Source organism: Pseudomonas sp. TE3552 (genome assembly GCF_056278945.1).
Window position 1 is genome coordinate 6033264 of sequence record NZ_JBWBQJ010000001.1, and the last position, 26026, is coordinate 6059289.

Consider the following 26026-nt stretch of genomic DNA (forward strand, 5'->3'; position numbering starts at 1 on the left):
ATGCGAATGCGCCTTATGTTACTGGGCGGCGGAAATGCCCTTGGGCAGGCGCTGATTCGCCTCGGTGCGGAGGAAGACATCGGTTTCCTCGCCCCCCGCCCACCACAAGACGGCTGGGACGCCGCGAGCCTGACGCAACTGCTCGACGATACCCGTCCGGATGCGTTGATCAATCTCGCCTACTACTTCGACTGGTTCCAGGCGGAGACTGTCAGCGAACAGCGTCTGGCCGGGCAGGAACGAGCCATCGAGCGACTGGCCGAATTGTGCCAGCATCACAACATCGTGCTGCTGCAACCCTCGAGTTATCGGGTGTTCGATGGCTCCCGGGCGACCGCCTACAGCGAGAAAGACGAACCGGTACCGCTGGGCCTGCGCGGTCAGGCCTTGTGGCGCATCGAGCAAAGTGTGCGGGCCACCTGTCCACAGCATGTGCTGCTGCGTTTCGGCTGGCTGCTCGATGACAGCCCCGACGGCACCCTCGGGCGATTCCTGGCCCGGGCCGAGAAAGCGGAAGAACTGCTGATGGCGGATGATCGTCGCGGTAATCCGACGCCGGTAGACGACGCCGCCCGGGTGATCATTTCGGTGCTCAAGCAACTCGACTGCGCGGCCCCGCTGTGGGGTACTTACCACTACGCCGGGCATGAGGCGACCACGCCGTTGGCACTGGGGCAGGCGATCCTCACCGAAGCTCGCGCCCTGCACCCGCTGGCCATCGAAACGCCGACCGCCCAGGCTCACGCCGCACGGCCCGACGCCGCCGAAGAACCGCAACACGCGGTGTTGGCCTGCAAGAAAATTCTGCACACTTTCGGGATCAAGCCCCGCGCCTGGCGCGCGGCACTCCCGGGCTTACTGGATAGGTTTTATCGCCATGGCTGACGGCCCTGTTTTAATCACCGGCGGCGCCGGTTTCATCGGTTCGCACCTGACCGACGCCTTGCTTGCCAAAGGGCATTCGGTGCGGATTCTCGATGACCTGTCCACCGGCAAACGCAGCAACCTGCCGCTGGACAATCCCCTCGTCGAACTGATCGTGGGTGACGTCGCCGATGCTGCCCTGGTGGCGCAGGCGATGCTCGGTTGCAGCGCGGTGGCGCATCTGGCCGCAGTGGCTTCGGTGCAGGCTTCGGTGGATGACCCGGTGAAAACGCATCAGAGCAATTTCATCGGCTCGCTGAATGTCTGCGAAGCCATGCGTCAGGCTGGCGTCAAACGGGTGTTGTACGCCTCCAGCGCAGCGGTCTATGGCAACAATGGCGAAGGTGAGTCGATCGACGAAGACACACCCAAGGCACCATTGACGCCGTATGCGGCGGACAAGTTGGCGAGCGAGCATTACTTCGATTTCTATCGTCGCCAGCATGGTCTGGAACCGGTGATTTTCCGTTTCTTCAACATCTTCGGCCCGCGCCAGGATCCTTCCTCGCCGTACTCCGGGGTGATCAGCATTTTCAGCGAGCGCGCGCAGAAAGGACTGCCAATCACCGTGTTTGGTGATGGTGAGCAGACTCGGGATTTTGTCTACGTCGAGGACTTGGTGGACGTGTTGGTGCAAGCCATCGAGAAACCGCAGGTCGAGATCGGGGCGGTGAATGTCGGCTGGAATCAGGCGACGACTCTCAAGCAGATGCTTCAAGCCCTTGAAGCAGTGGTCGGCAAGCTGCCGCCCGTTAGCTACGGCCCGGCGCGTTCCGGTGACATCCGCCATTCACGAGCGAATAACCGGCGTTTGCTGGAGCGGTTCACCTACCCGGAGCAGACGCCAATGAGCGTTGGCCTGGCGCGGTTGTTGGGGCGCTGAGGTTTTACACAGCCGTGAAAAAGGCGCCTTGAAGGCGCCTTTTTTGTGTGTCGAATATGACCGGTGCAGTTCCTTGTGGTGAGGGGGCTTGCCCCCGTTGGGTTGCGAAGCAGCCCCACTGCATTTCGCCTGACGTCCTCATCGGCTGGATGGCGCCTGCTGCGCAGGCGAACGGGGGCAAGCCCCCTCGCCACGGTTCTTTAGAACTTGTAACCCAGACCGACCATGTAGATGAACGGATCGACGTCCACGTTCACCCGTGCGCGGGTGCCCGGCGCAACAGCGTTATTCTCCACGGTCGCACGGGTGTCGATGTCGATGTAGCGCACCTGGGCATTGATCATCACGTTGTCGGTCAGCATGTAGTCAGCACCGACCTGCCAGGCCAGACCCCAGGAATTTTCCGTCTTGAAGTTGCTGAAGCCGTTGGCGCGCGCTTCGCTGCTGAGCTGCTCATCGTAGATCCAGGTGTAGTTGATACCGCCGCCGATGTAGGGCTGGAACGCGGAGTTGGCGTCCAGCGGGTAGTAGACCAGGCTCAGGGTCGGCGGCAGGTGTTTCAGGGTGCCGAGTTTGCCGTTGGCGGCGCCGAGCGCAGTGCCTTTGAGCTTCACGTCATGCTCGAATGGCGAGGCGGCCAGCAGTTCGATCCCCAGGTTGTTGGTGATCATGTAAGCGAAGTTCAGGCCCAGTTGCGTGTCGCTGCTCATGGTGGCTTTGCCACCCAGATCGGCGCCCTTCAGCGGGCCCTGATCGACCTTGACGCTGGAGCTGTCGGCTTCAGGGTTGACGGTGATCGCACCGGCCCGAACGATGATGTCACCGGCGTTGTGGGCATTGGCGAGCGGGGCTGCGAGCGCGAGGGCAAGCAGCGAAGCGCTGAGCAGGGACTTGTGCATGGGGGCTCCAGAGGACGTTAAAAATGTTCGATGTCCAATGGTAGGGATCCAACTGATACGGTCTTTTGACTCAGCTCAATGAAACAGTGATGGCCCGGATTTTTGCGGAACCTTTGATGGCCTCTTCGCGGGCAAGCCCGCTCCCTCAAAGGCAATGCAGAACGTGTGGGAGCGGGCTTGCCCGCGAAGGCAGTCTTGTAGGCGACAGATAACTACCGGTCACTGCGGCAGTTCATACACATAAATCTTGTCCGCCTCCATCTGATACCCGGCATCCGCCAACTCGCTGCTGGACGCCTTGACCTGCAACGCACCTTCGATCCAGTACGGCTGATACAGCTCGTCAAGCTTCACGCCGACTTCGCTTTTGACATGCACGATCTGGTTCGACGGTGGCGGCGGTACGTGGATGCACGCGCCGAAATACGGCACCAGCAGAAACTCCGTGGTGCGGCCTTCTTCACTGACTTCCAGCGGCACGATGTACCCCGGCAAGCGAATGTTCTGGCCATCGAGGCTTTTCACCACCGGGGCGTTCGGCATGTCCTGTTTGGCGGCCGGGGCTGATTCCGCGGACAACGCATCGCTCATCTTCGACAGGTCATGCAGCGGCGTCATGTTCGGTATTTCTGGCGCCGCATCCGGCGGGATCATTTCTGACCAGGTCAGGTCTTTCGGCTCGGCCGCCCATAGCGGCAGGGCGACCAGCATCAACAGCGCAAACAGAGCGCGGGGCATGTTCAACGTCCTCACAGGCGGATCGACAGGCCATCGGCCAAGGATTGGCGATAAGCACGCCAGGCCGGCACGCTGCCCATCAGCAGCGCGGCGATCAGGATGCCACCGAGCAGCGTCCATTCATATTCGCTCGGCCAGGCCAGCGGCAGGTACAAGCCGTAATTCGACTGCACGTAACCTTGCGCCACGGCGATGCCCACATACAGCAGCGCCACGCCGGCAATCACTCCCGACAGTGCCAGGGCAAACGCTTCCAGCACCAGTAAAGTCGCAATATGCCATGGCCGCGCGCCCACCGAACGCAGAATCGCCATCTCGCGGCGCCGCTCGTTGAGGCTGGTGAGAATCGCCGTGAGCATGCCGATCAACCCAGTCAGCACCACGAACAGCGAGACGACGAACAAGGCTTTTTCCGCTGTACTCATCAAACTCCACAACTCCTGCAACGCCACGCCCGGCAGGATCGCCAGCATCGGTTCGCCACGGAATTCGTTGATTTCACGTTGCAGCGCGAAGGTCGAAATCTTGTTGTTAAGGCCGAGCATGAACGCGGTGATCGCTTGCGGCGTCAGGTCCATGTTGCGCGCCTGATCGGCGCTGATCCGGCCGTTACCACGCGCCGGTACGCCGTTGTGCCAGTCGATGTGGATCGCTTCCATGCCGCCGAGGCTGATGTGCAGCGTGCGGTCTACCGGGGTGCCGGTACGTTTGAGAATGCCGACCACGGTGAATGGTTTGTCGTCATGTTTGACCAGGCTGATCGCCGCCACACCATGGGCCAGCACCAGTTTGTCGCCGAGTTTGTAGTGCAGCGCATCGGCCACTTCGGCACCGAGCACCACTTCGAACGGGTCGCTGGCGAAGGCGCGGCCGTCGGCCAGTTCCAGGTGCTGTTGATGACCGTACTGGTAGTGCTCGAAGTACGCCTCGGTGGTGCCCATCACCCGATATCCGCGATGGGAATCGCCCAGGGACATCGGGATCGCCCACTTCACTTTCGGGTTGTTGGCGAAGTGCTCGAAGCTGTCCCAGCGGATGTTGTTGGTGGCGTTGCCGATGCGGAACACCGAGTACAACAGCAGGTTCACCGAACCGGAGCGTGCACCGACAATCAGATCGGTGCCGCTGATGGTACTGGCGAAACTGGCCTTGGCTTCGGTGCGTACCCGCTCCACCGCCAACAGCAGGCAGACCGACAGGGCGATGGCGAACGCGGTGAGGATCGCGGTGAAGCGACGGTTAGCCAGGCTGGCCATGGCTAGACGAAACAAATACATCTCAAACCTCGGACGGAGTGGCGGCGCGATTGAGATCGGCCAGCGACAGGTGGCGATCGAACAGCGGCGCGAGGCTCTGGTCATGGCTGACGAACAGCAGGCTCGAGCCGGCTTCACGGCATTCGGCGAATAGCAGGCGAATGAAGTTTTCGCGAGCGTCGTAGTCCAGCGCCGAGGTCGGTTCGTCGGCGATCACCAGCTCCGGCTGACCGATCAACGCACGTGCGGCGGCGACCCGTTGCTGCTGGCCGATGGACAGCGAATCGGCGCGGCGGCCCAGAATGTTTTCATCCTTCAGGCCCAGATGGGCTAGCAGGGTGGCGGCAGCTTGATCGACGCTGCCGTGGCGCTGTTTCGCCCGCTCGGCGCGCAGTTTCGAGAAGTGGCAGGGCAGTTCGACGTTCTCCCGCACTGACAGAAACGGCAGCAAGTTGAACTGCTGGAAGATATAGCCGGTGTGATCGACCCGGAAGTGGTCGCGAGCACCGGCCGAGAGTTCGGTCAGCTCCTGGCCCAGCAGGCGAATGCTGCCGCGATCAGGCTTTTGCACACCGCCGAGCAGGCCGAGCAGGGTGGTTTTGCCGCTGCCGCTGGGGCCCTTGAGGAACAGCGTTTCACCAGGTTCCAGGCGAAACGCCGGAATGTCCAGCAACGGCGGATGCCCGGGCCAGCTGAAGCCCAGGTCGGACAGTTCGATGAGTGCTTGGGTCATATCGCCGATTTCATGGGATTTGGGTACTTGTCTCGACTTCACATTCAACACCAACCCCTTGTGGGAGATTCTATGGTTGAGGGGAAGCCCTCAACTGACTTTCGGTTGGTATTCGTCCTGCCCCTTTAGCAGAGCGAATACCACCCGAGCGAGCTTTCGAGCCAGCATCACCAATGCTTGAGTCGTGCTGAAACCCCGAGCTCTTTGTTCTTGATAAAAATCTTTCCAGGCCTCGGTGCGACTCGCCGACATTGCCGCATTGTGCAGCAGCCGCCGAGCTTCCGGGTCACCGCGCTTGGTCAAACTGCGGCGGCCATCTTTTTGCCCCGATTTTGATACCCGCAAATCCATTCCCAGAAAGGCGATAAAAGCATCCGCGTTTCTGAAGTCACCCCTCTGAAACGCCGTGATCAAACGCGCTCCTGTCAAAAAACCAATGCCTTCCACTTTCAGGCAGCGTTTTAACTGGCCCAGCAAACCGGCTTCTTTGAGCTGATCGTTGATCGTCTTCTCGATCAGCATCTCAAGCTGTTGCATGGACTTCACTTGTTCGGCAAAAGCGGTCTTGAGCAGCGGCTCATTGGCCCAGCTTTGCACCAGGCCGACCCTTGCCTGGACCAACGCCGCCCGGCGGCGGAAAAGACCCAGAAGCTGGCGGTATAGCGGGGATGGCGGGGTCCATGGGTGAAGCTCTTCATGTTCATTTTTCAGATACCGAGCAAGCAGCTTGGCATCCAGTGCATCAGTTTTGGCGCGGACCTTCACACCTTCGCGGTAATGCTTGAGTTCATAGCCGCCCACCATGTAAATCACGCATCCGGCCTCGTAGGCCAGATCGGCGAACTCCAAGTGGTAGATATTGGTGGCTTCGACGGCAATGGCCACCGTACTCGGCAAGGCCTTCAACCACTTCTTGATGGCTGTTTTGTTGTTGGGAATCTCTTCAAGCAGGCTCAGTTCGGCGTGATAAATCACCAACTCATTCTTGGCGACATCCACGCCCACGATCGGCTTTGAAGCAGAAACCGGCATTGCCATAGGATTTCCTCCGGGATATGGTTTTAAGCACTTGAAGGGCTCACCCAGGGGCGCAGGCTTGTTCCTATCGTCGGTCTAGGCCAGATGCATTCTTTATCGGCGCTTGGGTGAAAGGAGGAGGGGCGAACTCTCCCACGGTCTGTACTGCGTCAACAGTCAGAATCGAGCCTTGTCCCTTCTCCTCCCTTCAAGTCCTACCATACAAGCGAGCCTGATCGCGATAAGGCCGTTACTTTCAACATGGATGTCGACTGTTCGGCTGCTATCGCGAGCAGGCTCGCTCCCACAGGAGATCTTCGGTGAGTTTAGAATTTCAGGGCGGCAGCCTTGGCCGTCACTTCAACTCCTTGCTGACCGCTCGGGCTGATCAGTTGTACCTGAATTTTCTGGGTGGCCGGGAATGTGTTGAAAAGATTCGCCAGGTCCAGGGTCTTCAGCGCGCCTGGGGCCGAACAGCTGAATTGGTAATGGGCGTGGATCTCACTGTGGTCGTGGTGATGCTCGTGACCGTCCTTGTCCGCTTCGTCGTGGTCATCGTCGGCATCCGGCTTGTCACCGAACAGCGGGCTTTCCAGTTCCTGGGTCGCGATCACGCAACCGGCGGCTTTCGGCAGGTTGAACAGCACCAGTGGTTTTTCCAGCTGGGCACGGGCGGCGGCGACTTTGGCCTTGTCGGCATCGGTGGTGGCGGCGTGTTCGAAACCCACCAGGTTCATCGCCGGGCTTTCCAGCTCCAGCTCCAGGGTCTGGCCATCCAGCGCCGCGTTCAGGCGACCGACGCCATGTTCGTGGGCGCTGAGGCTGCCGTGCTCATGATCAAGTTCATCGGCAGCATGGGCGACAGCCAGCGGCAACAAGGCAAACGGCAAAGCGAACAACAAACGGCGCATGGCGGGTCTCCGAAAAGTAAAATGAAAGATTTGTTATGTAATCTTATAACGAAAGTGCCGAGAGTTTGACCGTCTGCTTGGCGTTGCGCAAGACCCATGGGAGCATGCGAGTCAGGTATGTGCAGGAGCAGACTTATGTTGCGAATACGCGGAAGCATCGGCGACTGGCCGGTGGATTTGACCCTGGAACTGGATGAGGGCGACTGGGCGCAGCTCGGTGCGCAGTTACAGGCTGCAAAACCCGAGGCGAGTGCGACACCGGCCAAACCGGTGAATCAGGATGATGCGCTGTGGCAGATCGCCAAAGAATTGCTGCGCAAGGCCGGGCAATTGAGTGGGCCGGATTTGCTGGAGCAGTTGGAAGGGCTGACTGGCAGTGCCGCGGCGGGCAAGCGCTTGTTGGTGCGCTTGCGTCACTGCGCAGACGTCAAAGTGGTGAGCGGCGGGGATACGCCGCTCTACAGCTGGATCGAGTAAGCCGCAAAAAATCTTAATAGAGCGCGGCAAACAACTTGCGACGGTACGTGGTCACCAGCGGGTGATCGTTGCCCAGCAGATCGAACACTTGCAGCAAGGTCTTGTGTGGCAAGCCTTCGCTGTAGCTGCGATTGCGGATGAACAGCTTCAGCAACGCGTCCAGCGCAGCGTCGTATTGCTGACGGGCCAGTTGCTGGATCGCCAGTTGGTAGACCGCCTCATCGTCCTGCGGATTTTTCGCCAGGCGCGCTTTCAGGTCGGCCGCATCCGGCAAGTCCTTGGCCTGGCCGAGGAACTGGATCTGCGCCTTGGCGCCGGCCAGCGCGGCCTTGTGCTCATCGCTCTTGACTGCGTCGAGCACGATTTGCGCTTCACCCAGTTCGCCGCGCTCGGTGAGGCAGCGGGCGTAGAGGATCAGTGCCTTGGCATTGGTGTTGTCTTCAGTCAGCAGTACTTTGAGCGTGGCTTCGGCGTCGGCGAAACGACCGTCATCGAACAGCGTCTGAGCTTGCTCGAACGGGTCGGCAGCTGCCGGCGGCGGCATCTGTACGTGCGGCTCAAGCATCGTGCGGACTGCGGATTCCGGCTGCGCACCGGCAAAACCGTCCACCGGCTGACCATCCTTGAACAGCACCACGGTCGGCAAGCTGCGAATGCCGAAGCGCGCAACAATGTCTTGCTCGATGTCGCAGTTGACCTTGGCTAGCAGCAGCTCGCCCTGATAGCTCTCGGCGATGGTTTGCAGCATCGGCATCAAGGCCTTGCACGGCGCACACCATTCGGCCCAGAAATCCACCAGCACCGGCTTGTGGAAAGAGTTCTCGATCACCGACTGGTCGAAATCGGCAGTCGTGGCATCGAAAATGTACGGCGTTTCCTGACTCATGGGGGATCTCGTAAAAGCGTGGATGGGTCAACTATACGGCTTGGTGGGGGGCGGCTGAAAGCGGGGTGACCATTGAGTGATGGCTTGCCCGCGAAGCTTTTAGCAACGCCGCGCATGGTAAAGGCTCACATGCCGAAACTCTTCGGGTTCGGCCAGATCCGGCAAGGTCATCGCCTCCAGCATCTCGATGCGCCGATACAACGGATGGCGAAAATCCCGTACCCGCGAATCCGCCACCAACGCCTCCCGGCCACGGCTGAGAAACTCATCGAGCAGCGGCAGATTTTCCCGGTCGTACAACACGTCGGCCACCAGAATCAGATCAAACCGATCCGCTTCGGCGAAAAAATCAGTTGAGTAGCGCAGGGGCACATTATTGAGTTCGGCATTCGCTCGGCACGCGGCAATCGCCAGCGGGTCGAGGTCGCAGGCCACCACTTCCAGCGCCCCGGCCTTCACCGCCGCAATCGCGGCCACCCCGGAGCCGGCGCCGAAATCCAGCACTCGCTTGCCTTCGACCCATTGCGGATACTCAGCGAGATAACGGGCCACGGCCAAGCCACTGGCCCAGCAGAAACTCCAGTACGGTGGCTCGTGAAGAATGCGCCGGGTTTCTTCCGGGCTGAAGGCGCGGTCCATATTGTCGCCGTCGATCAGCCAGAGTTTCAGCTCGGTGCCCGGTAATTCACAGGCGACAAGCTGTGCATCCCCGAGCAGTTCACCCAACGCGTGTTGCAGGTCGAGCGGTGCAATCATGGCGCTTTGACGAATTGCAGCTGACCCAGCGCCTGGGTCGTTGGCTGAGTGATGATTTGTGCCGGTAGATGCAGAATCAACTGCCCGGACTGGCTGGCGCGGCCGCGCAGTTCAACGCGAGCGCCAACCGGGAAGGATTCAGGGTTGAATCGCAGGCGAAATGGCAACACCTGATTGGTGCCGATCAGGTTGGCACTGGCGAGCAATTGTTGCGGGCGATCCTTGTCGTCGATCACCAGCAGCGCCAGTTCGACTTCGGCATCGGCCGGCACGCCCAGCAGGGTGCCGCTGATTTCACGTTGGTAAGCCGGCAGCGGGCCGAGCTCGACAGACGCCTTGGCTTTCTTCTGCGCCTGTTGTGGCGCTGGGCCTGGTGTTGGTGGCTGGGGCTTGGGTGCATCGCTGCCACAGGCCACCAGCAGGCTGAAAAGACTGAGCAAAACGAGCGGTCGTAACGGCATTGGCGGCTCCAGTAAATGAAATCCATAGACAGCCAGTCTGTATACCGCAAACCCTATGGCTTGTCTTGCCATGGGGATGCGCTACCATGGCCCTCCCATTTTTTGTTGCCAGCCACCATGCACTGTCCCTTCTGCGGTGCCAACGACACCAAGGTCATCGACTCGCGTCTGGTCGCCGAGGGCGAACAGGTGCGCCGCCGGCGTGAATGCCTGGCCTGCGGCGAACGTTTCACGACGTTCGAAACCGCTGAACTGGTGTTGCCGCGCCTGATCAAAACCGACGGCAGTCGCCAGCCGTTCGACGAAGAAAAACTGCGTGCCGGCATGCAGCGGGCGCTGGAGAAGCGCCCGGTGAGTGTCGAGCGCCTCGAATCGTCGCTGGTGCACATCAAGCACAAGCTGCGCGCCACCGGCGAGCGCGAGGTCAAATCCCTCGTGGTCGGCGAACTGGTGATGGCCGAGCTGAAAAAACTTGATGAAGTCGCCTATATCCGCTTCGCTTCGGTGTATCGACGCTTCCAGGACCTCAACGAGTTCCGCGAAGAGATCGATCGCCTCGCCCGTGAACCGGTGAAAGAATGACCACCTCCCCCGAACTTGCCATCCTCGATGCGCATTACATGGCCCGCGCCCTGGAACTGGCGCGCAAAGGTCATTACACGACACACCCCAATCCGCGGGTTGGCTGTGTGGTGGTGCGTGACGGGCAGATTGTCGGCGAAGGCTGGCATGTGCGCGCCGGCGAGCCCCATGCCGAAGTCCACGCGCTACGCGCCGCTGGTGACAAGGCACGGGGCGCCACGGCTTACGTGACCCTCGAACCGTGCAGCCACCACGGCCGTACGCCGCCCTGCGCCGATGCGCTGGTGAATGCCGGTGTGGCGCGCGTCGTTGCGGCAATGCAGGACCCGAACCCGGAAGTCGCCGGTCGCGGCCTGCAACGTCTGGCCCAGGCCGGCATCGCCACTGAAAGCGGCGTGCTGGAAGGCGAGGCGCGCAAACTCAATGAAGGCTTCCTCAAACGCATGGAACACGGCTTGCCGTTCGTGCGGGTCAAGTTGGCGATGAGCCTCGACGGCCGCACGGCGATGGAAAGCGGCGAGAGCCAGTGGATCACCGGCCCGGCGGCGCGTTCGGCGGTACAGCGGCTGCGCGCCCAGGCCAGTGTGGTGCTGACCGGCGCGGATACGGTGCTCGCGGACAACGCGCGGTTGACCGTGCGTGCCGATGAATTGGGCCTGGACCCTGAGCAAACAGCCTTGGCCATGAGTCGTCCACCGCTGCGCGTGCTGATCGACGGTCGCCTGCGGGTGCCGCTGGACGCGCCGTTCTTCAAGGCTGGCCCGGTACTGGTCGCCACGTGCATGGCGATCGAAGAACAATATGCCAACGGTCCGGAATGCCTGATCGTGGCCGGCGACGATGGCTTGGTCGACCTGCACAAACTGTTGGTTGAGCTTGCTGCCCGTGGCGTCAACGAGGTGCTGGTCGAGGCCGGCCCGCGTCTGGCCGGGGCCTTTGCTCAGCAAGGGCTGGTGGATGAGTTCCAGATCTTCATCGCCGGCAAGTTCCTGGGCTCCACGGCGCGACCGCTGCTGGACTGGCCGCTGGAGCAAATGAAAGACGCACCCGAATTGAAAATCACCGAAATCCGCGCGGTTGGCGATGACTGGCGAGTCATTGCCATCCCTCTGCCAGCGGCCAGCGTATAATTCCCGACTGCGGCCCAGACGGCCCTGTTCTCGAGGAGGACTCCATGTTTACCGGCATCATCGAATCCATCGGCAGTATTCGTGCATTGACCCCAAAAGGCGGAGATGTGCGGGTTTACGTCGAAACTGGCAAGCTCGACTTGAGCGACGTCAAACTGGGCGACAGCATTGCCGTCAACGGCGTGTGCCTGACCGCGGTTGAACTGCCGGGCAATGGTTTTGCAGCAGACGTCAGTCGCGAAACCCTCGACTGCACCGCCATGAATGACCTCAAAAGCGGCAGCCCGGTCAACCTGGAAAAAGCCCTGACGCCGACCACCCGCTTGGGCGGGCATCTGGTCAGCGGTCACGTCGACGGTGTCGGCGAAGTGGTCTCGCGCACCGACAATGCCCGCGCCGTGGAATTTCGCATCCGCGCGCCGAAAGAACTGGCCAAGTATATCGCCCATAAAGGTTCGATCACCGTCGACGGCACCAGCCTGACGGTGAACGCGGTCGATGGCGCCGAATTCCTGCTGACGATCATTCCGCACACCCTGAGCGAAACCATCATGGCTTCTTACAAGCCAGGTCGCCGGGTGAACCTGGAAGTGGACTTGCTGGCACGTTACCTGGAGCGCCTGTTGCTGGGCGACAAGGCTGCTGAGCCAACATCCGGCAATATTACTGAAAGCTTTCTGGCCGCCAACGGCTATCTCAAATCCTGACTCAAGGGGGTGCCTTGTGGCGCTCAATAGCATCGAAGAACTGGTTGAAGACATCCGCCAAGGCAAGATGGTCATCCTCATGGATGACGAAGACCGCGAGAACGAAGGCGACCTGATCATGGCCGCCGAATGCTGCAAGCCTGAACACATCAACTTCATGGCCAAGCACGCCCGTGGCCTGATCTGCATGCCGATGAGCCGCGAACGCTGCGAACTGCTCAAGCTGCCGTTGATGGCGCCCCGCAACGGTTCCGGTTTCGGCACCAAGTTCACCGTGTCCATCGAAGCCGCTGAAGGCGTGACCACCGGTATCTCCGCCGCCGACCGTGCGCGCACCGTGCAGGCTGCCGCCGCCAAAGACGCCAAGGCTGAAGACATCGTCAGCCCCGGCCACATCTTCCCGTTGATGGCCCAGGCCGGCGGTACGTTGGCCCGCGCCGGCCACACCGAAGCGGCTTGCGACCTGGCACGCATGGCCGGTTTCGAACCGAGCGGTGTGATCTGCGAAGTGATGAACGACGACGGCACCATGTCCCGTCGCGCCGAACTCGAAGCGTTTGCCGCCGAACACGATATCAAGATCGGCACCATTGCCGACCTGATTCACTACCGGATGATCCACGAACGTACCGTTCAGCGGATTGCCGAGCAGCCGCTGGATAGCGAACTGGGCCAGTTCAACCTGGTGACCTACCGTGATTCGGTGGAAGGCGACGTGCACATGGCCCTGACCCTGGGCACCGTATGCGCCGAAGAACCGACCCTGGTTCGGGTGCACAACATGGACCCGCTGCGTGACCTGTTGATGGTCAAGCAACCGGGTCGCTGGAGCCTGCGCGCCGCGATGGCCGCGGTTGCCGAGGCTGGCAGTGGCGTGGTGCTGTTGCTCGGTCACCCGCTCGACGGCGACGTGTTGCTGGCGCACATCCGCGAAACCGCCGACCACAACGCGGTGAAAAAACCGACCACCTACAGCATCGTCGGTGCCGGTTCGCAGATCCTTCGCGACCTTGGCGTGCGCAAAATGCGCCTGATGAGTGCGCCGATGAAATTTAATGCGATATCCGGTTTCGATCTGGAAGTTGTAGAATACGTGCCCTCCGAATAAGACACCGGGTTCTGTCCTCGTTGTTCACTTAAGGCATGTTTGATTTACTGTGGCGAGGGAGCTTGCTCCCGCTTGGGTGCGCAGCGCCCACAAGAGGGGCCGCTACGCAGCCCAACGGGAGCAAGCTCCCTCGCCACAACGATTTGCAAGTGAACACCGATGCGTGATTTCCGGCGTTGTATTCGCGGTTCAAATATCACTGAGGGACGCGTAGAAAACGCGTCCCGGCTCTTTAAGAGATCTAACGAATGACCCTGAAGACCATCGAAGGTACCTTCATCGCCCCTAAAGGCCGCTACGCTCTGGTAGTAGGCCGTTTCAACAGCTTCGTCGTTGAAAGCCTGGTCAGCGGTGCAGTTGATGCCCTGGTTCGCCATGGCGTGAGCGAAAGCGACATCACCATCATCCGTGCGCCTGGCGCCTTCGAAATCCCGCTGGTTGCGCAGAAAGTCGCTCAGAAGGGCGAGTACGCGGCAATCATCGCTCTGGGCGCGGTCATTCGTGGCGGTACTCCGCACTTCGAATACGTGGCGGGCGAATGCACCAAGGGCCTGGCCCAGGTGTCCATGGAGTTCGGCGTACCGGTCGCTTTCGGCGTGCTGACCGTTGATTCCATCGAACAAGCCATCGAACGTTCCGGCACCAAGGCCGGTAACAAAGGTGCTGAAGCTGCCCTGTCCGCCCTGGAAATGGTCAGCCTGCTGGCGCAGTTGGAGGCCAAGTGATTAGCGACGATAGCGATCGTTTCAACCCGCGCGATCCAAAGCCTGCGGATGCCGGCAAGCCATCGAAAAGCGCTAAGCGTCGCGAAGCCCGTCAGCTCGCGACTCAGGCGCTGTACCAGTGGCATATGGCCAAGCAGTCGCTGAACGAGATCGAAGCGCAGTTCCGGGTCGATAACGATTTCACCGATGTCGACGGCGCGTACTTCCGCGAAATCCTGCATGGGGTTCCGCAGTTCAAGACCGAGATCGACACCGCGCTCAAGCCTTGCCTGGACTTGACCATCGAAGAGCTGGACCCGGTTGAACTGGCGGTTCTGCGCCTGTCCACCTGGGAACTGCTCAAGCGCGTCGACGTGCCGTACCGCGTTGTGATCAACGAAGGTATCGAACTGGCCAAGGTCTTCGGTTCCACCGACGGCCACAAGTTCGTTAACGGCGTACTCGACAAGCTGGCCCCACGTCTGCGTGAAGCTGAAGTGAAGGCGTTCAAGCGCTGATCGGCGCTTGGAATGTCGACACGAAGCCATGGGTGAGTTTGAGCTGATCCGCAATTTCTTTGCCGCCGCGCCTTGTGCGCAGGGCGGCGAAGGCGTTGCCCTCGGGATCGGCGACGACTGCGCCTTGCTGGCTGTTCCCCCCGGGGAGCAGTTGGCGATTTCCACCGACACGCTGGTGGCCGGTGTGCATTTCGCCGACCCTTGCGACCCGTTTCTGCTCGGTCAGCGCTCGCTGGCCGTGGCCGTCAGTGACCTGGCCGCCATGGGCGCCACCCCTGTTGCCTTTACCCTTGCCCTGACCTTGCCGAGCGGGACTTCCGATTGGCTGGAAGCTTTCGCCCGTGGTTTGAACCTCATGGCGCAGCATTGCCGTGTGGCACTGGTGGGTGGCGATACCACCCGTGGGCCGTTGAGCCTGACCATGACGGTATTCGGTCGGGTGCCGACCGGTCTGGCGTTGACCCGCAGCGGCGCACGGGCAGGCGATTTACTGTGTGTGGGCGGTGAACTGGGTAACGGTGCGGGCGCATTGCCGCTGGTGCTCGGCCAGCAGACGGCCGAGGCGGCTATCGCCGATCCGTTGCTGGCTCATTACTGGTCGCCGCAACCGCAACTGGCGCTGGGCCAGGCGTTGCGCGGCAGAGCCACTGCGGCGCTGGATATCTCCGACGGCTTGCTCGCCGACTGCGGGCATATTGCCCTGGCGTCGAACGTCGCGATTCAGGTGGAGCGCAGTAAGCTGCCGTTGTCCAAGGCGCTGCTGGCCTTGCTCGGTCAGGCTGGCGCTGAGCACGCCGCCCTGAGTGGTGGTGACGATTATGTGCTGGCCTTCACTTTGCCGCCCGCCGAGTTGCCATCGTTGCTGGCGGACGGCTGGCCGGTCCATGTGCTCGGGCAGGTTGTTGCAGGGCAGGGCGTGACATTGCTGGATGCCGACGGACACGACATCACCCCGTCAATCCGGGGTTATCAACATTTTCGGGAGACACCGTGACAGATCATCCCAAACAGGTCCCGGCAGAGTTCGTACCGCCGTCGGTCTGGCGCAATCCTTGGCATTTCCTGGCGTTCGGCTTCGGTTCGGGCACCCTGCCAAAAGCGCCGGGCACCTGGGGTTCGTTGGTGGCGCTACCCTTCATTCCGTTATGGCAGATGCTGCCCGATTGGGGCTATTGGCTGATGCTCGGCATCACCATGCTGTTCGGCTTCTGGCTGTGCGGCAAGGTTGCCGATGATTTGCGCGTGCACGACCACGAAGGCATCGTCTGGGACGAAATGGTCGGGATGTGGATCACCTTGTGGTTGGTGCCGGAAGGTTGGTATTGGTTGCTGGCGGGGTTCCTGATGTTCCGCTTCTTCGACATCCTCAAGCCCTGGCCGATTCGCTGGATCGACCGGCATGTGCACGGTGGCGTCGGGATCATGCTCGACGATGTACTGGCCGGGGTGTTTGCGTGGTTGGGGATGCAAGGGCTGGTGTGGCTGTTCGCCTGAAGGCTGCAGTTGAGGACAAAAGATGGCTCGCTGGTTGATGGTGATGGTGTTCGCGACGTTTTGCTCGCTCGCCCGGGCGGAGGATGCACCGAAGACGCCATCCGTGATTCACCTTGCCAGCGAAGCCTGGGAAGACTTCACCGCCGCCGATGGTCAAGGTTTGGGCTGGGACGTGTTGCGCGAAGTGTTCGAGCCGGCGGGTGTCAAACTGGATATTCGAATCGAACCGTACACGCGGGCCACGGGCCTGGCACAGCGTGGCGAAGTGGACGCCTGTGTCGGTGCCTATCGGGATGAAGTCAGCGATGTGCTCTATCCGCGCTGGAGTTTCGATACCGACCCGATCTATGCACTGGGCCTGGCCAGCAATCCTGCACCGACCCCGGAAACCCTGGGCAATTATCGATTGGCTTGGGTACGCGGCTACAAGTACCAGGCTTACCTGCCCAACGTGCAGCGCTATAACGAAGTCGCGCGGCGTACCGGGATTCTGTCGATGCTGACCCACAACCGCATCGACTACTACATCGACGCGCTGACCGAAATCGATTACATCGCCAGCCGAGCCAAGGACCCGTCGCAGTTTCGTCGTACGCACATCGCGGACTTGCCACTGTACCTGTGCTTCGCCGATACCCCTGGGGCCCGGCAACTGATGGCGCTGTTCGATCAGCGTATGGCATTGCTGGTAAAAAGTGGCCAGCTGAAACCGATTTTTGCCAAGTGGAAACAGCCGTACCCATTCGTTGCAAACAGAATGCAGCCTTTGTAGCCGCTGGCGAAGCCTGCGTTCGGCGGCGAAGCCGTCGTAAATTCAGGCGCTGCGGTATGTCAGATTGACCGAGTCGACAGGTTTCACGACGGTTGCGCCGCCGAACGCAGGCTGCGCCCTGCTACAGGGATGTATCGCGTCGACCCGATGATCAAACTTATTGATCGTTATGCCCCATAATTCAGCCTAAGCGTCTGTAGGAACGTGCTGTTACAATGCCGCCTCTGCGAATCTTCAGTACTTATAGATCAGGAGCACACCGGTGCCTGTCGTTTTTGTCGCCGCTTCCAAGCTGCCAACGCCTTTTGCGCAATTCACCATGCATGGCTTTCTCGATGAAGAGAACGGGCGCGAGCACGTAGTACTAAGCCTGGGTGAATTTGCCGACGGTGCTCCGGTACTCGGCCGGTTGCACTCCGAATGCCTGACTGGCGATGCCTTGTTCAGCCAGCGTTGCGACTGCGGTTCGCAACTCGAGGCAGCCCTGCAGGCGATCGCCCGTGAAGGCCGTGGCGTGTTGCTCTACTTGCGTCAGGAAGGTCGCGGCATTGGCCTGCTGAACAAGATCCGCGCCTATGAATTGCAGGATGGTGGCGCCGATACCGTTGAAGCCAACGAACGCCTGGGCTTCGCCGCCGACCAGCGCGACTACGCCATGTGCCTGCCGATGCTGGAACACCTGGGCGTGAAGTCCCTGCGTCTGATGACCAACAACCCACGCAAAGTCAAAGCCTTGACCGACATGGGCATCGTGGTCGCCGAGCGCGTGCCGTTGCACACCGGCCACAACCCGCATAACAAACTCTATCTGGCCACCAAGGCCAGCAAGCTCGATCACATGATGGGCAACGAGCACCAGGGCGAGGTTGACCGGGCGTGACCCGCGGTCAGGTACGGCGGCGACTGTCCGTCAACTGGTGGCAATACCTGGCCCTGGCCTTGATGCCATTGTTCGTGATCAACGGCGTATTCGGCCAAAGCGAGGCAATTGTGCCGGTGCTGGCCATGCCATTGTTCATCGCCGGTGTGGCGTCGATGTTTGTCAGCCTGAAGTTTTTTGGCGGCTACAAACATGCGCTGATCGCCACGCAGAAAGCCCTCGATACCCCTGAAGAACCCGCTGCCTGGATCGCCCTGGCCGCGAAGCGGCGCATCGCGTTTCTGGTCGCCGGCCTGCCCGCCTGGATCGGTGCACTGGCAGTCTTCGTTGGTCTGGAAGCCGTGCCGCTGATGCTGTTGGCGTTGTCGACTGCGGTGCTGTTCTACCTCTACCGTATCCCGCGTCAACTCGCCTGATGCGCAGCCTGTGGCTGGCAGTTTTGTTGTTGGCTGTCAGCATCTCGGCCGCCGCGGTCGAACGGGTCGTCAGTCTGGCACCGTCGCTGTCTGAAATCGTCATTGAGCTGAACTCGACTGACCTGCTGGTCGGTGTGCTGGATGCCGGTGAACGTCCTGCCGAGCTCAAAGGCATTCCGTCCGTGGGCAGCTACGGTCAGTTGGACATGGAGCGATTGCTCAGCCTCAAGCCCGATTTGTTGCTGCTTTGGCCGGGCAGTGTGGGGCCGGCTCAGCGGGAACAGCTCAAACGGCTGAACATTCCCACCTATGTTGCAGACCCCCACAACCTCGAACAACTTACCGCCCAGATTGAAGTGATCGCTACGCAACTTGGCCGGCCGGAGCGGGGCGTTTCATTGGCCGAAAATCTGCGTCAGCGCTTGAATTCCCTGCGTCAGCGCTATCGACGGGATGAACCGCTACGGGTGTTTTACCAGGTCTGGGATCGGCCGCTGTACACCGTGGGCGGCGGTCAGATCATTAGCGATGCGCTGCAGGTATGCGGGGCGCGCAACGTGTTTGGCGACCTGACACAGCCTGCACCGCAGGTCAGTGTGGAGGCGGTGTTGCAGCGCAATCCCGAGGTGATCCTGGCCAGTGACCAGGCGCAACTCGATGCGTGGAAAGCCTGGCCTCAGGTAACGGCGGTGGTGCAGGGGCGATTGTTGCTGGTGACGAACAAAGGCCTGGAACGGCCGAGCGGGCAGATGATCGAAGCGACTGCCAAGTTGTGCCAGTTGATCGCGCCCGACCTCTAACCTGTGGCGAGGGAGCTTGCTCCCGTTGGGCTGCGAAGCGGCCCCAAAACCTGCCAGCGAGTTCTATTCAGGTGGGCCGTATCAGCTTGGATTGCGGCTGCTACGCAACCGAGCGGGAGCAAGCTCCCTCGCCACAGTGATCGGGTGACGGCTTCAGATATCCGGCATCCAGGTCACCCCGAACATCCACGCCCGGCCTTCCTCGCGATACCCATACTGACTGCCGTCATGGCTGTACAACGCCCGGCTGTAGCCCTTGTCCAGCAGGTTATCGACCTTCAACTCCAGCTTGATCTCGCGATTCAGCTCCCAACTGCTACGCAACCCCAGCAACGCATACCCGCCTAACGGTTGCTGGTTGTTCTCATCGTCATAACTGCTGCTCACCGCTTGCCAACTGGCGCCGAGGCCCAGTCGATCGAACTGTCGGTCGAGGTCCAGGCTCAGGGTTCGCCGTGCGCGGCGGGCGAGGGTGTGGTCGCTGTCGCGATCCCGTGGGTCGATGATCGCTACGCCGAGGTTGCTCTGCCAGCCAAACAACTCTTGTTTTAAAGCGGCTTCGAAACCATTGATGCGCGCCGAGGCGACATTCGCCGGGCGGTTGTTGCTGCCGAAAATAATCGCGTCTTCAAGATCGGTGCGGTACAGCGAGGTTTCCAGGCGACTGTTCTGCGTCAGTTGGCTACGCCATTGCAGCTCGTAGCTTTTCGAGGTTTCGGGTTTCAGGTCGGGGTTACTGAAATCCGGGTAATACAGGTCGTTGAAGGTCGGTGCGCGGAAGCCTTCGCTGTAGGTCAACAGCACGTCGTTATCCGGATTCAGTGGCAGGGTGAAGGTGCCGCTCCAACTGTTCTGGCCACCGAACTGCTGGTTCTGGTCGCGGCGCAGGCCCAGTTCGGTGGAGAAGCTGTCGGCCTGATAGCGATGCTGGATAAATGCCGCACGGTTCCAGCGGCTGTCTTCATCGAACGCTGTGCTGCTGTTGATTCGGTCTTCGTACCAGTCTCCGCCGAGGATCAGGCTATTGCGCTCATCAACGCTCAGGTCGTTCTGCCAGTTCACCGAGTCGCGGTAGGTGTTGAACACGCTGCGCTCATCGCTGAGCTTGTCGAGCGTCTTCTCACGGTTTTCGCCGTGGCCGAACTCGACGCGGGTTTTCCACTGGTCATTGATTCGCGCGTCGACGTAACTGCTGACGCTGCTCACCGTGAACTCGCTGTAGGGCTGTTGCTGGAGCGACTCGAACGTGTTCATGTCGAAGCGACCGAACGGATTGTCGAACGCGCTTTTGCCTCGGTTATCCAGCAGGTTGGCGCCGATCTCAAGGTCATCGTTGAGCGCATGACTCAGGCTTAAACTGACCGATTTATTGCGGTATTCGTCGTGATCGCCGTCGCTGGGGTAAGACTCGCGGGTGCGATTGATGCCTGCGGTTTCATCGAGGCTGGCACCGAGATTGAAGTGTGTCTGCCCATCGCCGCCAGACAATCCAAGGCTGCGCTCCCAGGTCTGATTGCTGCCAACCCCCACGTGCATGCGGGGTTGCAAGCCCTGTTCGCCACCACGGCGGGTGAAGATCTGGATCACCCCGCCAATCGCATCGCTGCCGTAAATCACTGAGCGCGAACCACGCAGCACTTCCACGCGCTCGACCTGTTCGATGTTGATGTGTTGCAGGTTGCTGTCGCCGGAGGTCGAGTTGCCGATGCGCTGGCCATCGACCAGCACCAGGCTTTGCGCCGACTTGGTGCCGCGAATGTAGACTCCCGGCAAACTGCCGCGCCCACCGGTTTGCCCGACCTGTACGCCCGGTACCCGGCGCAGCAGGTCAGTGACACTGCCAGGTTGCAGGCGGTCGATGTCTTCGCGGGTGAACACGGTGTTGGCGGCGCTGCTGTCATTGCGCGCCTCGACCTGGCGGTTGGCGCTGATCAGTACGTCCGACAGTTTCAGGGCTTGATCGCGTTCGAAGGTGTCAGCCAGAAGTTGGCCGGCTGGCAGGAGCGTCAGCGTCAGGGCGAGGCGGGGGAGTTTCATGGGCAATCCGTTGGCGCTTTAAAGCGAGCACATTCTTGAGGCTGCACAAAACTCTGTGGGAGCGGGCTTGCCCGCGATGACGGAGTGTCAGTCAATGAATAAGTCGACTGTCATTCCGCTATCGCGGGCAAGCCCGCTCCCACAGGTTTTGTATATGTCTTAGAGGTTCAGCAGTTGCAGGCGCTGACGCACCGCCTCTTCGATCCCGGCCTCGTCCAGCCCGCATTCGGCCAGCATTTGCGCAGGCTTGGCGTGCTCTACATAGACATCCGGCAAGCCCAGGTGCAGCATCGACTTGAGGATGTTTTCGCGGGCGAGAAACTCGCTGACCGCGCCACCGGCGCCACCCATGATGGCGTTCTCTTCGATGGTCACCAGCAACTCGTGGCTGCCGGCGATTTCACGAACCAGTGCTTCGTCGAGCGGTTTGACGAAACGCATGTCGACTACTGTCGCATCCAGCTTCTCGGCGACTTTCAGCGCCTCGGCCAATTGCACGCCGAACACCAGCAGGGCGACATTGCTGCCCTGGCGGCGAACCACACCCTTGCCGATCTCGATCGGTTCGAGGTCTTTCTCGATCGGAGCATTCGGGCCGGTGCCACGCGGGTAACGCACCGCTGCCGGGCCGTTGTACAGGTGGCCGGTGCTGAGCATTTTGCGCAGTTCGTTTTCGTCGCTCGGGGTCATCACCAGCATGCCAGGGATGCACCGCAGGAACGACAGGTCGAAGCTGCCCGCGTGCGTCGGGCCGTCTTCGCCCACCAGGCCTGCGCGGTCGATGGCGAACAGCACGTCGAGGTTTTGCACTGCCACATCATGCACAAGCTGGTCGTAGCCGCGTTGCAGGAAGGTCGAATAGATCGCCACCACTGGTTTCGCGCCTTCGCAGGCCATGCCGGCAGCCAGGGTCACGGCGTGTTGCTCGGCAATCGCTACGTCGAAATAGCGCAGCGGGAAACGCTCGCTGAAGGCCACCAGGTCGGAGCCTTCCTTCATCGCCGGGGTGATCCCGACCAGGCGTGGATCGGCAGCAGCCATGTCGCACAGCCACTCACCGAACACACCGGAGTACTTCGGCCCGCCGGATTTTTTCGGCGTGGCGGCCGGAGCGTCCACAGGTTCGAGTTTGGTGATGGCGTGGTAACCGATCGGATCGACTTCCGCCGGGGCGAAGCCTTTGCCTTTTTTGGTGACCACATGCAGGAATTGCGGGCCTTTCAGATCGCGCATGTTACGCAGGGTGGCGATCAGGGTCGGCAGGTCGTGGCCGTCGATCGGTCCGATGTAGTTCCAGCCCAGTTCTTCGAACAGCGTGCCGGGAACCAGCATGCCTTTGGCGTATTCCTCGGTGCGACGGGCGATTTCCCAGGCACCGGGCAGGCGCGACAGGACCTTTTTGCTGCCTTCGCGCATGCTCGCGTAAGTGCGGCTGGAAAGGATTTTCGCCAGGTAGTTCGACAGCCCGCCGACGTTGCGCGAGATCGACATGTCGTTGTCGTTGAGGATCACCAACATGTTGGCGTCCACTTCCGGCGCATGGTTCAGCGCCTCGAAGGCCATGCCGGCGGTCAGTGCGCCGTCGCCGATCACCGCGATCGCCTTGCGATCACTGTTTTGCAGGCGGGCGGCAATCGCCATGCCCAGCGCTGCGCTGATCGAGGTGCTGGAGTGGCCGACGCCAAAGGTGTCGTACTCGCTCTCGGAACGACGCGGGAAGGCGGCAACGCCGTCCTTCTGGCGCAGGGTACTCATGCGCTCGCGACGGCCGGTGAGGATTTTGTGCGGATAGGCCTGATGACCCACGTCCCACACCAGCCGGTCGTCCGGGGTGTCGAAGACATAATGCAGCGCGATGGTCAGCTCGATCACGCCCAGGCCGGCACCGAAATGCCCACCGGTCTGGCCGACCGTGTAGAGCAGTTCCAGGCGCAACTCATCGGCCAGGGTTTCCAGCTCGGCTTCGCCTAACCGGCGCAGGCCGTCCGGCGTGTTGGCACGGTCGAGCAGGGGCGTGGTCGGGCGCTTGCGGGGAATCTCATGAAACGTCGTGGGCATCAGGCGAATCGTTATAGGTATAAAAGATGCGGCAGTTTACCTGATGCATCGCCCCCTGCCCACGCGTTGGTTTTTTTTGGCGGATACGCCGTCAGCTGCGCCGGTCGACGATATAACGGGCCAGGTCGCGCAACGGCTCGGCCGCCGCGTCAAACGGTCGCAGCGCGTGCAGGGCCTGGTCACGCAGTTCCAGTGCATAGGCCTTGGCCGCGTCAAGTCCGAGCAGGGCCGGGTAGGTCGGCTTGTCCCGGGCAATGTCGGCGCCCTGGCGCTTGCCGAGGGTTTCGGTGTCACTTTCGACGTCGAGAATGTCGTCCTGGACCTGAAATGCCAGACCGATGGCCTGTGCATAACTTTGCAGGGACTTCAGTTCGTCCTTCGCCGCACGACCGCTGGCCAGGGCGCCAAGCTTGACGCTGACTTCGATCAGCGCGCCAGTCTTGTGCCGGTGCATGTATTCAAGGGCTTTTTGATCGAGCTTCAGGCCCACCGAGCCAAGGTCGATGGCTTGACCGCCAACCATGCCCGCCGGGCCTGCCGCCAACGCCAGGGCGCTGACCATCTGCAGCCGGATTTCGGCGTCTGCCGAACTCAGGCGCGGGTCGAGCAGGGCGCTGAAGGCCAGGCTCTGCAAGCCGTCACCGGCGAGGATCGCGCAGGCTTCGTCGAATTTTTTATGGGTGGTCGGCTGGCCACGACGCAGATCGTCATCGTCCATGGCCGGCAAATCGTCGTGCACCAGCGAATAGGCGTGGATCAGCTCCACCGCACAAGCCGCGCCGTTGGCTTGCTCGGCCTTGCCGCCCAGTGCTTCACACGCGGCATAAGCCAGCAACGGACGCACGCGCTTGCCGCCGTTCATCACGCTGTAGCGCATGGCTTCGTAAAGGCGCGCGAGCTCGGGGCTCGGCGGGTTGAACAGGGTTTCCAGTGCCGCGTTGACACGAGCCTGGCTGGTCGCCGAATACGCCGCAATCATTCTGGCTGATCCGCGTCGAAGGGTTCCTCGGCCAACTCGCCATCACGCTCGAGCAGCACTTGAACCTTCTGCTCGGCCTGGGCCAGCGCCGCCTGGCAATCACGGGTCAGGCCGATGCCCTGCTCGAAAGCGGTCAGCGAGTCTTCCAGCGACAATTCGCCATTCTCCAGACGCTCCACCAGCGTTTGCAGGTCAGCGAGGGATTGTTCGAAATCCAGTGCAGCTTTTTTGCGGGCCATGGCGGCTATTTCCGGTTGACGTTAAACCGGCGCGACACTAGCAGACATGGGGGTTATGGGCAAATGAGCGGGGTCTATGACGCTGCAGTTTCCGGGTGAAAACACACCCTGTGGCGAGGGAGCCTGCTCCCGTTCGGCTGCGAAGCAGTCGCAAATTGCTGAATGCGGTATGGCTGACAAACGCACGTATGGTTTAGGGGACGCTTCGCAACCCAGCGGGGGCAAGCCCCCTCGCCACAGTGCGGTATCGATCATGATTAATGTGTTGAGTCATCGGGATAGCTGATTTGATATCGAGTACTGCGCCCGCCGCCGGGCAGGCGTTTCAGGCAGCCCTTTTCCAGCAGTTCGGCCAGATGACGGGTTGCGGTGGCTTTGGAAACCTTTGCCACTGCCTGGTATTGAGCGGCGCTGATGCCATTATCGAAACCTCGTTCCCCGCCATCGAGCAAGCGATTCAGTACTTTGGTTTGCTCGACCGACAGTCCGGATTCCCGATGCGCCTGCCAGAAACGCGCCTTGCCCAGTACCGACTCGATCCGCGTCATGGCTTGCTGCAAGCTGCGCAACAAGGTTTGCAGGAACCACTCCAGCCACTCGGTGATATCCAGCGTGGCTTTCTGGCTGGTTTCCAGCAATCGGTAATAGCCTGAACGATCATCCAGAATGCTCGCCGACATGGCGTAGAAGCGGATGGCCTGAGCCTCACCCTGAGCCAGGGCCAGATCAGTGATTGTTCGCGTCAGGCGACCGTTGCCATCGTCGAAAGGATGCAACGTCACGAACCAGAAATGCGCGACGCCGGCCCGCAGCAATGGGTCGAGGCCGACCTGATTTCGGCTGGCTTCAAACCAGGCCAGGAAGGTTTCGAGTTGTCGTTCAAGACCAAGGCGAGGCGGAGCTTCGAAGTGAACGGTCGGCCTGTCGAGTCGCCCCGAAACAACTTGCATCGGCTCGTCGCCGCGCAAGGCACCGACACGGATCGACCGGGCGGCGAGATCCGTGTCTTGCTCAGGAAACAGCCATTTATGCCAATCCAGCAATCGCACCAATGTCAGTGGCTCAGCGAAATGCCGGGTGGCATCGAGCATCAACTGCGCCAGGCCCTCACTGCGCTGGCTCACCTTACCGCCATTGACCAGGTCCAACCCCAACCGTCGCGCCAGAGAGGAGCGTACGGAGCCAACATTAAGCTGTTCACCCTCGATAGCGGACGAGGTCACGATGTTCTGCAACAACGCATCCAGTTCGTTTTGCGCGCTCAACGAACTGCCTACCGAACTGGCCATCCCCATCAACCGACCCTGCGCCTGAACGCAGTCGCGCAACAGTGGCGCCAAACGCTCCGCTTGCCATTGAAAGTTCGGCCAATCAGGCTGCTGCCAGATCCAGTGAGGTGCCATGGAGTCGGTACTCTTGGAGTGAGTGAGCCGATTAAAAATGCTATTCGGCTCATATAGTGAGCCGAATATGACGTCTATTCGGCTCACCGTCCAGTTGTCGGACAGCATGTCGCTCACATGCGGCTGCGATCGAATCGCACAGCATGTGGGTTGGCCAGGTCAATTGGTTAAAGCAAATGCGGGCTGTATTTTTCAGGCATTAAAAAGCCGGCTTGTGGCCGGCTTCTCGGGGACTGGCTTGGTTTATTTTTGGTAAAC

General features: G+C 60.9%; 29 protein-coding genes. 15 read left to right on the top strand and 14 right to left on the bottom strand.

Annotated features, from left to right (window positions below; all coding sequences use genetic code 11):
• Both ACZ9BB_RS27340 and ACZ9BB_RS27345 read left to right on the top strand, forming a co-directional pair.
• The gene (locus tag ACZ9BB_RS27340) at positions 1 to 885 is read left to right on the top strand and encodes a sugar nucleotide-binding protein (protein WP_237885354.1); all 885 of its coding nucleotides are present in this window, start codon (positions 1 to 3) and stop codon (positions 883 to 885) included.
• Positions 878 to 1807, top strand: a complete 930-nt coding sequence (locus ACZ9BB_RS27345; RefSeq protein WP_476217794.1) for an NAD-dependent epimerase/dehydratase family protein — start codon at positions 878 to 880, stop codon at positions 1805 to 1807. Before ACZ9BB_RS27340 ends, ACZ9BB_RS27345 begins: the two co-directional genes overlap by 8 nt.
• 200 nt (positions 1808 to 2007) lie before the next feature.
• Here the strand turns inward: ACZ9BB_RS27345 and ACZ9BB_RS27350 are convergent, their stop codons facing one another.
• From ACZ9BB_RS27350 to ACZ9BB_RS27375, 6 genes are all read right to left on the bottom strand, one after another.
• Positions 2008 to 2706, bottom strand: a complete 699-nt coding sequence (locus ACZ9BB_RS27350) for an OmpW/AlkL family protein (protein ID WP_476217796.1) — start codon at positions 2704 to 2706, stop codon at positions 2008 to 2010.
• 219 nt (positions 2707 to 2925) lie between these two features.
• A complete protein-coding gene (locus ACZ9BB_RS27355) occupies positions 2926 to 3444 on the bottom strand; it encodes a DUF3299 domain-containing protein (protein WP_476217798.1) in 519 nt (172 codons plus the stop codon).
• 11 nt (positions 3445 to 3455) lie between these two features.
• A complete protein-coding gene (locus tag ACZ9BB_RS27360) occupies positions 3456 to 4721 on the bottom strand; it encodes an ABC transporter permease (protein ID WP_476217799.1) in 1266 nt (421 codons plus the stop codon).
• 1 nt (position 4722) lies between these two features.
• On the bottom strand, positions 4723 to 5433 hold the full coding sequence (locus tag ACZ9BB_RS27365) for an ABC transporter ATP-binding protein (protein ID WP_019650853.1): 711 nt from the start codon (positions 5431 to 5433) through the stop codon (positions 4723 to 4725).
• A 90-nt stretch (positions 5434 to 5523) separates the two neighbouring features.
• Entirely contained in the window at positions 5524 to 6471 is a 948-nt protein-coding gene (locus tag ACZ9BB_RS27370; protein WP_476212610.1) for an IS110 family transposase, read from the bottom strand.
• 305 nt (positions 6472 to 6776) lie between these two features.
• A complete protein-coding gene (locus ACZ9BB_RS27375; protein ID WP_476217802.1) occupies positions 6777 to 7361 on the bottom strand; it encodes a DUF2796 domain-containing protein in 585 nt (194 codons plus the stop codon).
• Between the two features lie 135 nt (positions 7362 to 7496).
• Between ACZ9BB_RS27375 and ACZ9BB_RS27380 the strand changes: the two genes are divergently transcribed.
• Positions 7497 to 7838, top strand: coding sequence for a hypothetical protein (locus ACZ9BB_RS27380; protein ID WP_476217804.1), 342 nt, complete (start codon positions 7497 to 7499; stop codon positions 7836 to 7838).
• A gap of 13 nt (positions 7839 to 7851) precedes the next feature.
• Here ACZ9BB_RS27380 and trxA read toward each other — a convergent pair whose 3' ends face one another.
• From trxA to ACZ9BB_RS27395, 3 genes are all read right to left on the bottom strand, one after another.
• The gene (gene trxA, locus ACZ9BB_RS27385; protein WP_476217806.1) at positions 7852 to 8724 is read right to left on the bottom strand and encodes a thioredoxin; all 873 of its coding nucleotides are present in this window, start codon (positions 8722 to 8724) and stop codon (positions 7852 to 7854) included.
• A 99-nt stretch (positions 8725 to 8823) separates the two neighbouring features.
• The gene (locus ACZ9BB_RS27390) at positions 8824 to 9480 is read right to left on the bottom strand and encodes a class I SAM-dependent methyltransferase (protein ID WP_476217808.1); all 657 of its coding nucleotides are present in this window, start codon (positions 9478 to 9480) and stop codon (positions 8824 to 8826) included.
• Positions 9477 to 9941: a YbaY family lipoprotein gene (locus ACZ9BB_RS27395; protein WP_476217810.1), complete on the bottom strand. Its 465-nt coding sequence runs from the start codon at positions 9939 to 9941 to the stop codon at positions 9477 to 9479. The genes ACZ9BB_RS27390 and ACZ9BB_RS27395 overlap by 4 nt, the downstream gene beginning before the upstream one ends.
• Before the next feature lie 117 nt (positions 9942 to 10058).
• Between ACZ9BB_RS27395 and nrdR the strand changes: the two genes are divergently transcribed.
• The 12 genes from nrdR to ACZ9BB_RS27455 all read left to right on the top strand — a co-directional run bounded on the left by nrdR (position 10059) and on the right by ACZ9BB_RS27455 (position 19052).
• Positions 10059 to 10523, top strand: coding sequence for a transcriptional regulator NrdR (nrdR, locus tag ACZ9BB_RS27400; protein ID WP_007906838.1), 465 nt, complete (start codon positions 10059 to 10061; stop codon positions 10521 to 10523).
• Positions 10520 to 11653: a bifunctional diaminohydroxyphosphoribosylaminopyrimidine deaminase/5-amino-6-(5-phosphoribosylamino)uracil reductase RibD gene (ribD, locus tag ACZ9BB_RS27405; protein ID WP_476217812.1), complete on the top strand. Its 1134-nt coding sequence runs from the start codon at positions 10520 to 10522 to the stop codon at positions 11651 to 11653. The genes nrdR and ribD overlap by 4 nt, the downstream gene beginning before the upstream one ends.
• Before the next feature lie 44 nt (positions 11654 to 11697).
• The gene (locus ACZ9BB_RS27410; RefSeq protein WP_105343507.1) at positions 11698 to 12360 is read left to right on the top strand and encodes a riboflavin synthase; all 663 of its coding nucleotides are present in this window, start codon (positions 11698 to 11700) and stop codon (positions 12358 to 12360) included.
• 16 nt (positions 12361 to 12376) lie between these two features.
• Complete coding sequence (gene ribBA / locus ACZ9BB_RS27415; protein ID WP_476217815.1) at positions 12377 to 13468, top strand: bifunctional 3,4-dihydroxy-2-butanone-4-phosphate synthase/GTP cyclohydrolase II; 1092 nt, start codon at positions 12377 to 12379, stop codon at positions 13466 to 13468.
• A 248-nt stretch (positions 13469 to 13716) separates the two neighbouring features.
• Positions 13717 to 14193 carry a 6,7-dimethyl-8-ribityllumazine synthase gene (gene ribH, locus ACZ9BB_RS27420; RefSeq protein ID WP_003185938.1) on the top strand — a complete coding sequence of 159 codons (477 nt, stop codon included), beginning with the start codon at positions 13717 to 13719 and terminating at the stop codon, positions 14191 to 14193.
• Positions 14190 to 14690, top strand: coding sequence for a transcription antitermination factor NusB (gene nusB, locus ACZ9BB_RS27425; protein ID WP_007933632.1), 501 nt, complete (start codon positions 14190 to 14192; stop codon positions 14688 to 14690). Before ribH ends, nusB begins: the two co-directional genes overlap by 4 nt.
• A 28-nt stretch (positions 14691 to 14718) precedes the next feature.
• A complete protein-coding gene (thiL, locus tag ACZ9BB_RS27430) occupies positions 14719 to 15684 on the top strand; it encodes a thiamine-phosphate kinase (protein WP_476217818.1) in 966 nt (321 codons plus the stop codon).
• Positions 15681 to 16184, top strand: coding sequence for a phosphatidylglycerophosphatase A family protein (locus ACZ9BB_RS27435; protein ID WP_258617383.1), 504 nt, complete (start codon positions 15681 to 15683; stop codon positions 16182 to 16184). Before thiL ends, ACZ9BB_RS27435 begins: the two co-directional genes overlap by 4 nt.
• A gap of 22 nt (positions 16185 to 16206) precedes the next feature.
• Positions 16207 to 16956: a substrate-binding periplasmic protein gene (locus ACZ9BB_RS27440; RefSeq protein ID WP_476217821.1), complete on the top strand. Its 750-nt coding sequence runs from the start codon at positions 16207 to 16209 to the stop codon at positions 16954 to 16956.
• Positions 16957 to 17218: 262 nt separating this feature from the next.
• Positions 17219 to 17836, top strand: coding sequence for a GTP cyclohydrolase II (gene ribA, locus ACZ9BB_RS27445; protein ID WP_007906827.1), 618 nt, complete (start codon positions 17219 to 17221; stop codon positions 17834 to 17836).
• A complete protein-coding gene (locus tag ACZ9BB_RS27450) occupies positions 17833 to 18252 on the top strand; it encodes an MFS transporter (protein ID WP_476217823.1) in 420 nt (139 codons plus the stop codon). The genes ribA and ACZ9BB_RS27450 overlap by 4 nt, the downstream gene beginning before the upstream one ends.
• Positions 18252 to 19052 (top strand): cobalamin-binding protein, encoded by an 801-nt coding sequence (locus ACZ9BB_RS27455; RefSeq protein ID WP_476217825.1) that lies wholly within the window; start codon positions 18252 to 18254, stop codon positions 19050 to 19052. The genes ACZ9BB_RS27450 and ACZ9BB_RS27455 overlap by 1 nt, the downstream gene beginning before the upstream one ends.
• 153 nt (positions 19053 to 19205) lie before the next feature.
• Here the strand turns inward: ACZ9BB_RS27455 and ACZ9BB_RS27460 are convergent, their stop codons facing one another.
• From ACZ9BB_RS27460 to ACZ9BB_RS27480, 5 genes are all read right to left on the bottom strand, one after another.
• Complete coding sequence (locus tag ACZ9BB_RS27460) at positions 19206 to 21089, bottom strand: TonB-dependent receptor domain-containing protein (protein ID WP_476217826.1); 1884 nt, start codon at positions 21087 to 21089, stop codon at positions 19206 to 19208.
• Between the two features lie 159 nt (positions 21090 to 21248).
• Complete coding sequence (gene dxs, locus ACZ9BB_RS27465) at positions 21249 to 23147, bottom strand: 1-deoxy-D-xylulose-5-phosphate synthase (RefSeq protein ID WP_476217828.1); 1899 nt, start codon at positions 23145 to 23147, stop codon at positions 21249 to 21251.
• A gap of 91 nt (positions 23148 to 23238) precedes the next feature.
• Positions 23239 to 24126: a (2E,6E)-farnesyl diphosphate synthase gene (ispA, locus tag ACZ9BB_RS27470; protein ID WP_476217829.1), complete on the bottom strand. Its 888-nt coding sequence runs from the start codon at positions 24124 to 24126 to the stop codon at positions 23239 to 23241.
• Complete coding sequence (locus tag ACZ9BB_RS27475; RefSeq protein ID WP_007894317.1) at positions 24123 to 24365, bottom strand: exodeoxyribonuclease VII small subunit; 243 nt, start codon at positions 24363 to 24365, stop codon at positions 24123 to 24125. The genes ispA and ACZ9BB_RS27475 overlap by 4 nt, the downstream gene beginning before the upstream one ends.
• Before the next feature lie 257 nt (positions 24366 to 24622).
• Positions 24623 to 25768, bottom strand: a complete 1146-nt coding sequence (locus tag ACZ9BB_RS27480) for a Fic family protein (RefSeq protein ID WP_476217832.1) — start codon at positions 25766 to 25768, stop codon at positions 24623 to 24625.
• Positions 25769 to 26026: the final 258 nt, after the last annotated feature.

What these genes read in the sequence shown, in the direction of transcription:
- trxA (WP_476217806.1), bottom strand. Translation starts at nt 8,724, where the DNA reads ATGAGTCAGGAAACGCCGTACATTTTCGATGCCACGACTGCCGATTTC.
- ACZ9BB_RS27460 (WP_476217826.1), bottom strand. Translation starts at nt 21,089, where the DNA reads ATGAAACTCCCCCGCCTCGCCCTGACGCTGACGCTCCTGCCAGCCGGC.
- ACZ9BB_RS27370 (WP_476212610.1), bottom strand. Translation starts at nt 6,471, where the DNA reads ATGGCAATGCCGGTTTCTGCTTCAAAGCCGATCGTGGGCGTGGATGTC.
- ACZ9BB_RS27475 (WP_007894317.1), bottom strand. Translation starts at nt 24,365, where the DNA reads ATGGCCCGCAAAAAAGCTGCACTGGATTTCGAACAATCCCTCGCTGAC.
- ribD (WP_476217812.1), top strand. Translation starts at nt 10,520, where the DNA reads ATGACCACCTCCCCCGAACTTGCCATCCTCGATGCGCATTACATGGCC.
- ACZ9BB_RS27345 (WP_476217794.1), top strand. Translation starts at nt 878, where the DNA reads ATGGCTGACGGCCCTGTTTTAATCACCGGCGGCGCCGGTTTCATCGGT.
- ACZ9BB_RS27440 (WP_476217821.1), top strand. Translation starts at nt 16,207, where the DNA reads ATGGCTCGCTGGTTGATGGTGATGGTGTTCGCGACGTTTTGCTCGCTC.
- ribH (WP_003185938.1), top strand. Translation starts at nt 13,717, where the DNA reads ATGACCCTGAAGACCATCGAAGGTACCTTCATCGCCCCTAAAGGCCGC.
- ACZ9BB_RS27480 (WP_476217832.1), bottom strand. Translation starts at nt 25,768, where the DNA reads ATGGCACCTCACTGGATCTGGCAGCAGCCTGATTGGCCGAACTTTCAA.
- ACZ9BB_RS27375 (WP_476217802.1), bottom strand. Translation starts at nt 7,361, where the DNA reads ATGCGCCGTTTGTTGTTCGCTTTGCCGTTTGCCTTGTTGCCGCTGGCT.
- ACZ9BB_RS27360 (WP_476217799.1), bottom strand. Translation starts at nt 4,721, where the DNA reads ATGTATTTGTTTCGTCTAGCCATGGCCAGCCTGGCTAACCGTCGCTTC.
- ACZ9BB_RS27390 (WP_476217808.1), bottom strand. Translation starts at nt 9,480, where the DNA reads ATGATTGCACCGCTCGACCTGCAACACGCGTTGGGTGAACTGCTCGGG.
- ACZ9BB_RS27365 (WP_019650853.1), bottom strand. Translation starts at nt 5,433, where the DNA reads ATGACCCAAGCACTCATCGAACTGTCCGACCTGGGCTTCAGCTGGCCC.
- ACZ9BB_RS27395 (WP_476217810.1), bottom strand. Translation starts at nt 9,941, where the DNA reads ATGCCGTTACGACCGCTCGTTTTGCTCAGTCTTTTCAGCCTGCTGGTG.
- dxs (WP_476217828.1), bottom strand. Translation starts at nt 23,147, where the DNA reads ATGCCCACGACGTTTCATGAGATTCCCCGCAAGCGCCCGACCACGCCC.
- ACZ9BB_RS27455 (WP_476217825.1), top strand. Translation starts at nt 18,252, where the DNA reads ATGCGCAGCCTGTGGCTGGCAGTTTTGTTGTTGGCTGTCAGCATCTCG.
- ACZ9BB_RS27380 (WP_476217804.1), top strand. Translation starts at nt 7,497, where the DNA reads ATGTTGCGAATACGCGGAAGCATCGGCGACTGGCCGGTGGATTTGACC.
- ACZ9BB_RS27410 (WP_105343507.1), top strand. Translation starts at nt 11,698, where the DNA reads ATGTTTACCGGCATCATCGAATCCATCGGCAGTATTCGTGCATTGACC.
- ACZ9BB_RS27340 (WP_237885354.1), top strand. Translation starts at nt 1, where the DNA reads ATGCGAATGCGCCTTATGTTACTGGGCGGCGGAAATGCCCTTGGGCAG.
- thiL (WP_476217818.1), top strand. Translation starts at nt 14,719, where the DNA reads ATGGGTGAGTTTGAGCTGATCCGCAATTTCTTTGCCGCCGCGCCTTGT.
- ACZ9BB_RS27350 (WP_476217796.1), bottom strand. Translation starts at nt 2,706, where the DNA reads ATGCACAAGTCCCTGCTCAGCGCTTCGCTGCTTGCCCTCGCGCTCGCA.
- ACZ9BB_RS27355 (WP_476217798.1), bottom strand. Translation starts at nt 3,444, where the DNA reads ATGCCCCGCGCTCTGTTTGCGCTGTTGATGCTGGTCGCCCTGCCGCTA.
- nrdR (WP_007906838.1), top strand. Translation starts at nt 10,059, where the DNA reads ATGCACTGTCCCTTCTGCGGTGCCAACGACACCAAGGTCATCGACTCG.
- ispA (WP_476217829.1), bottom strand. Translation starts at nt 24,126, where the DNA reads ATGATTGCGGCGTATTCGGCGACCAGCCAGGCTCGTGTCAACGCGGCA.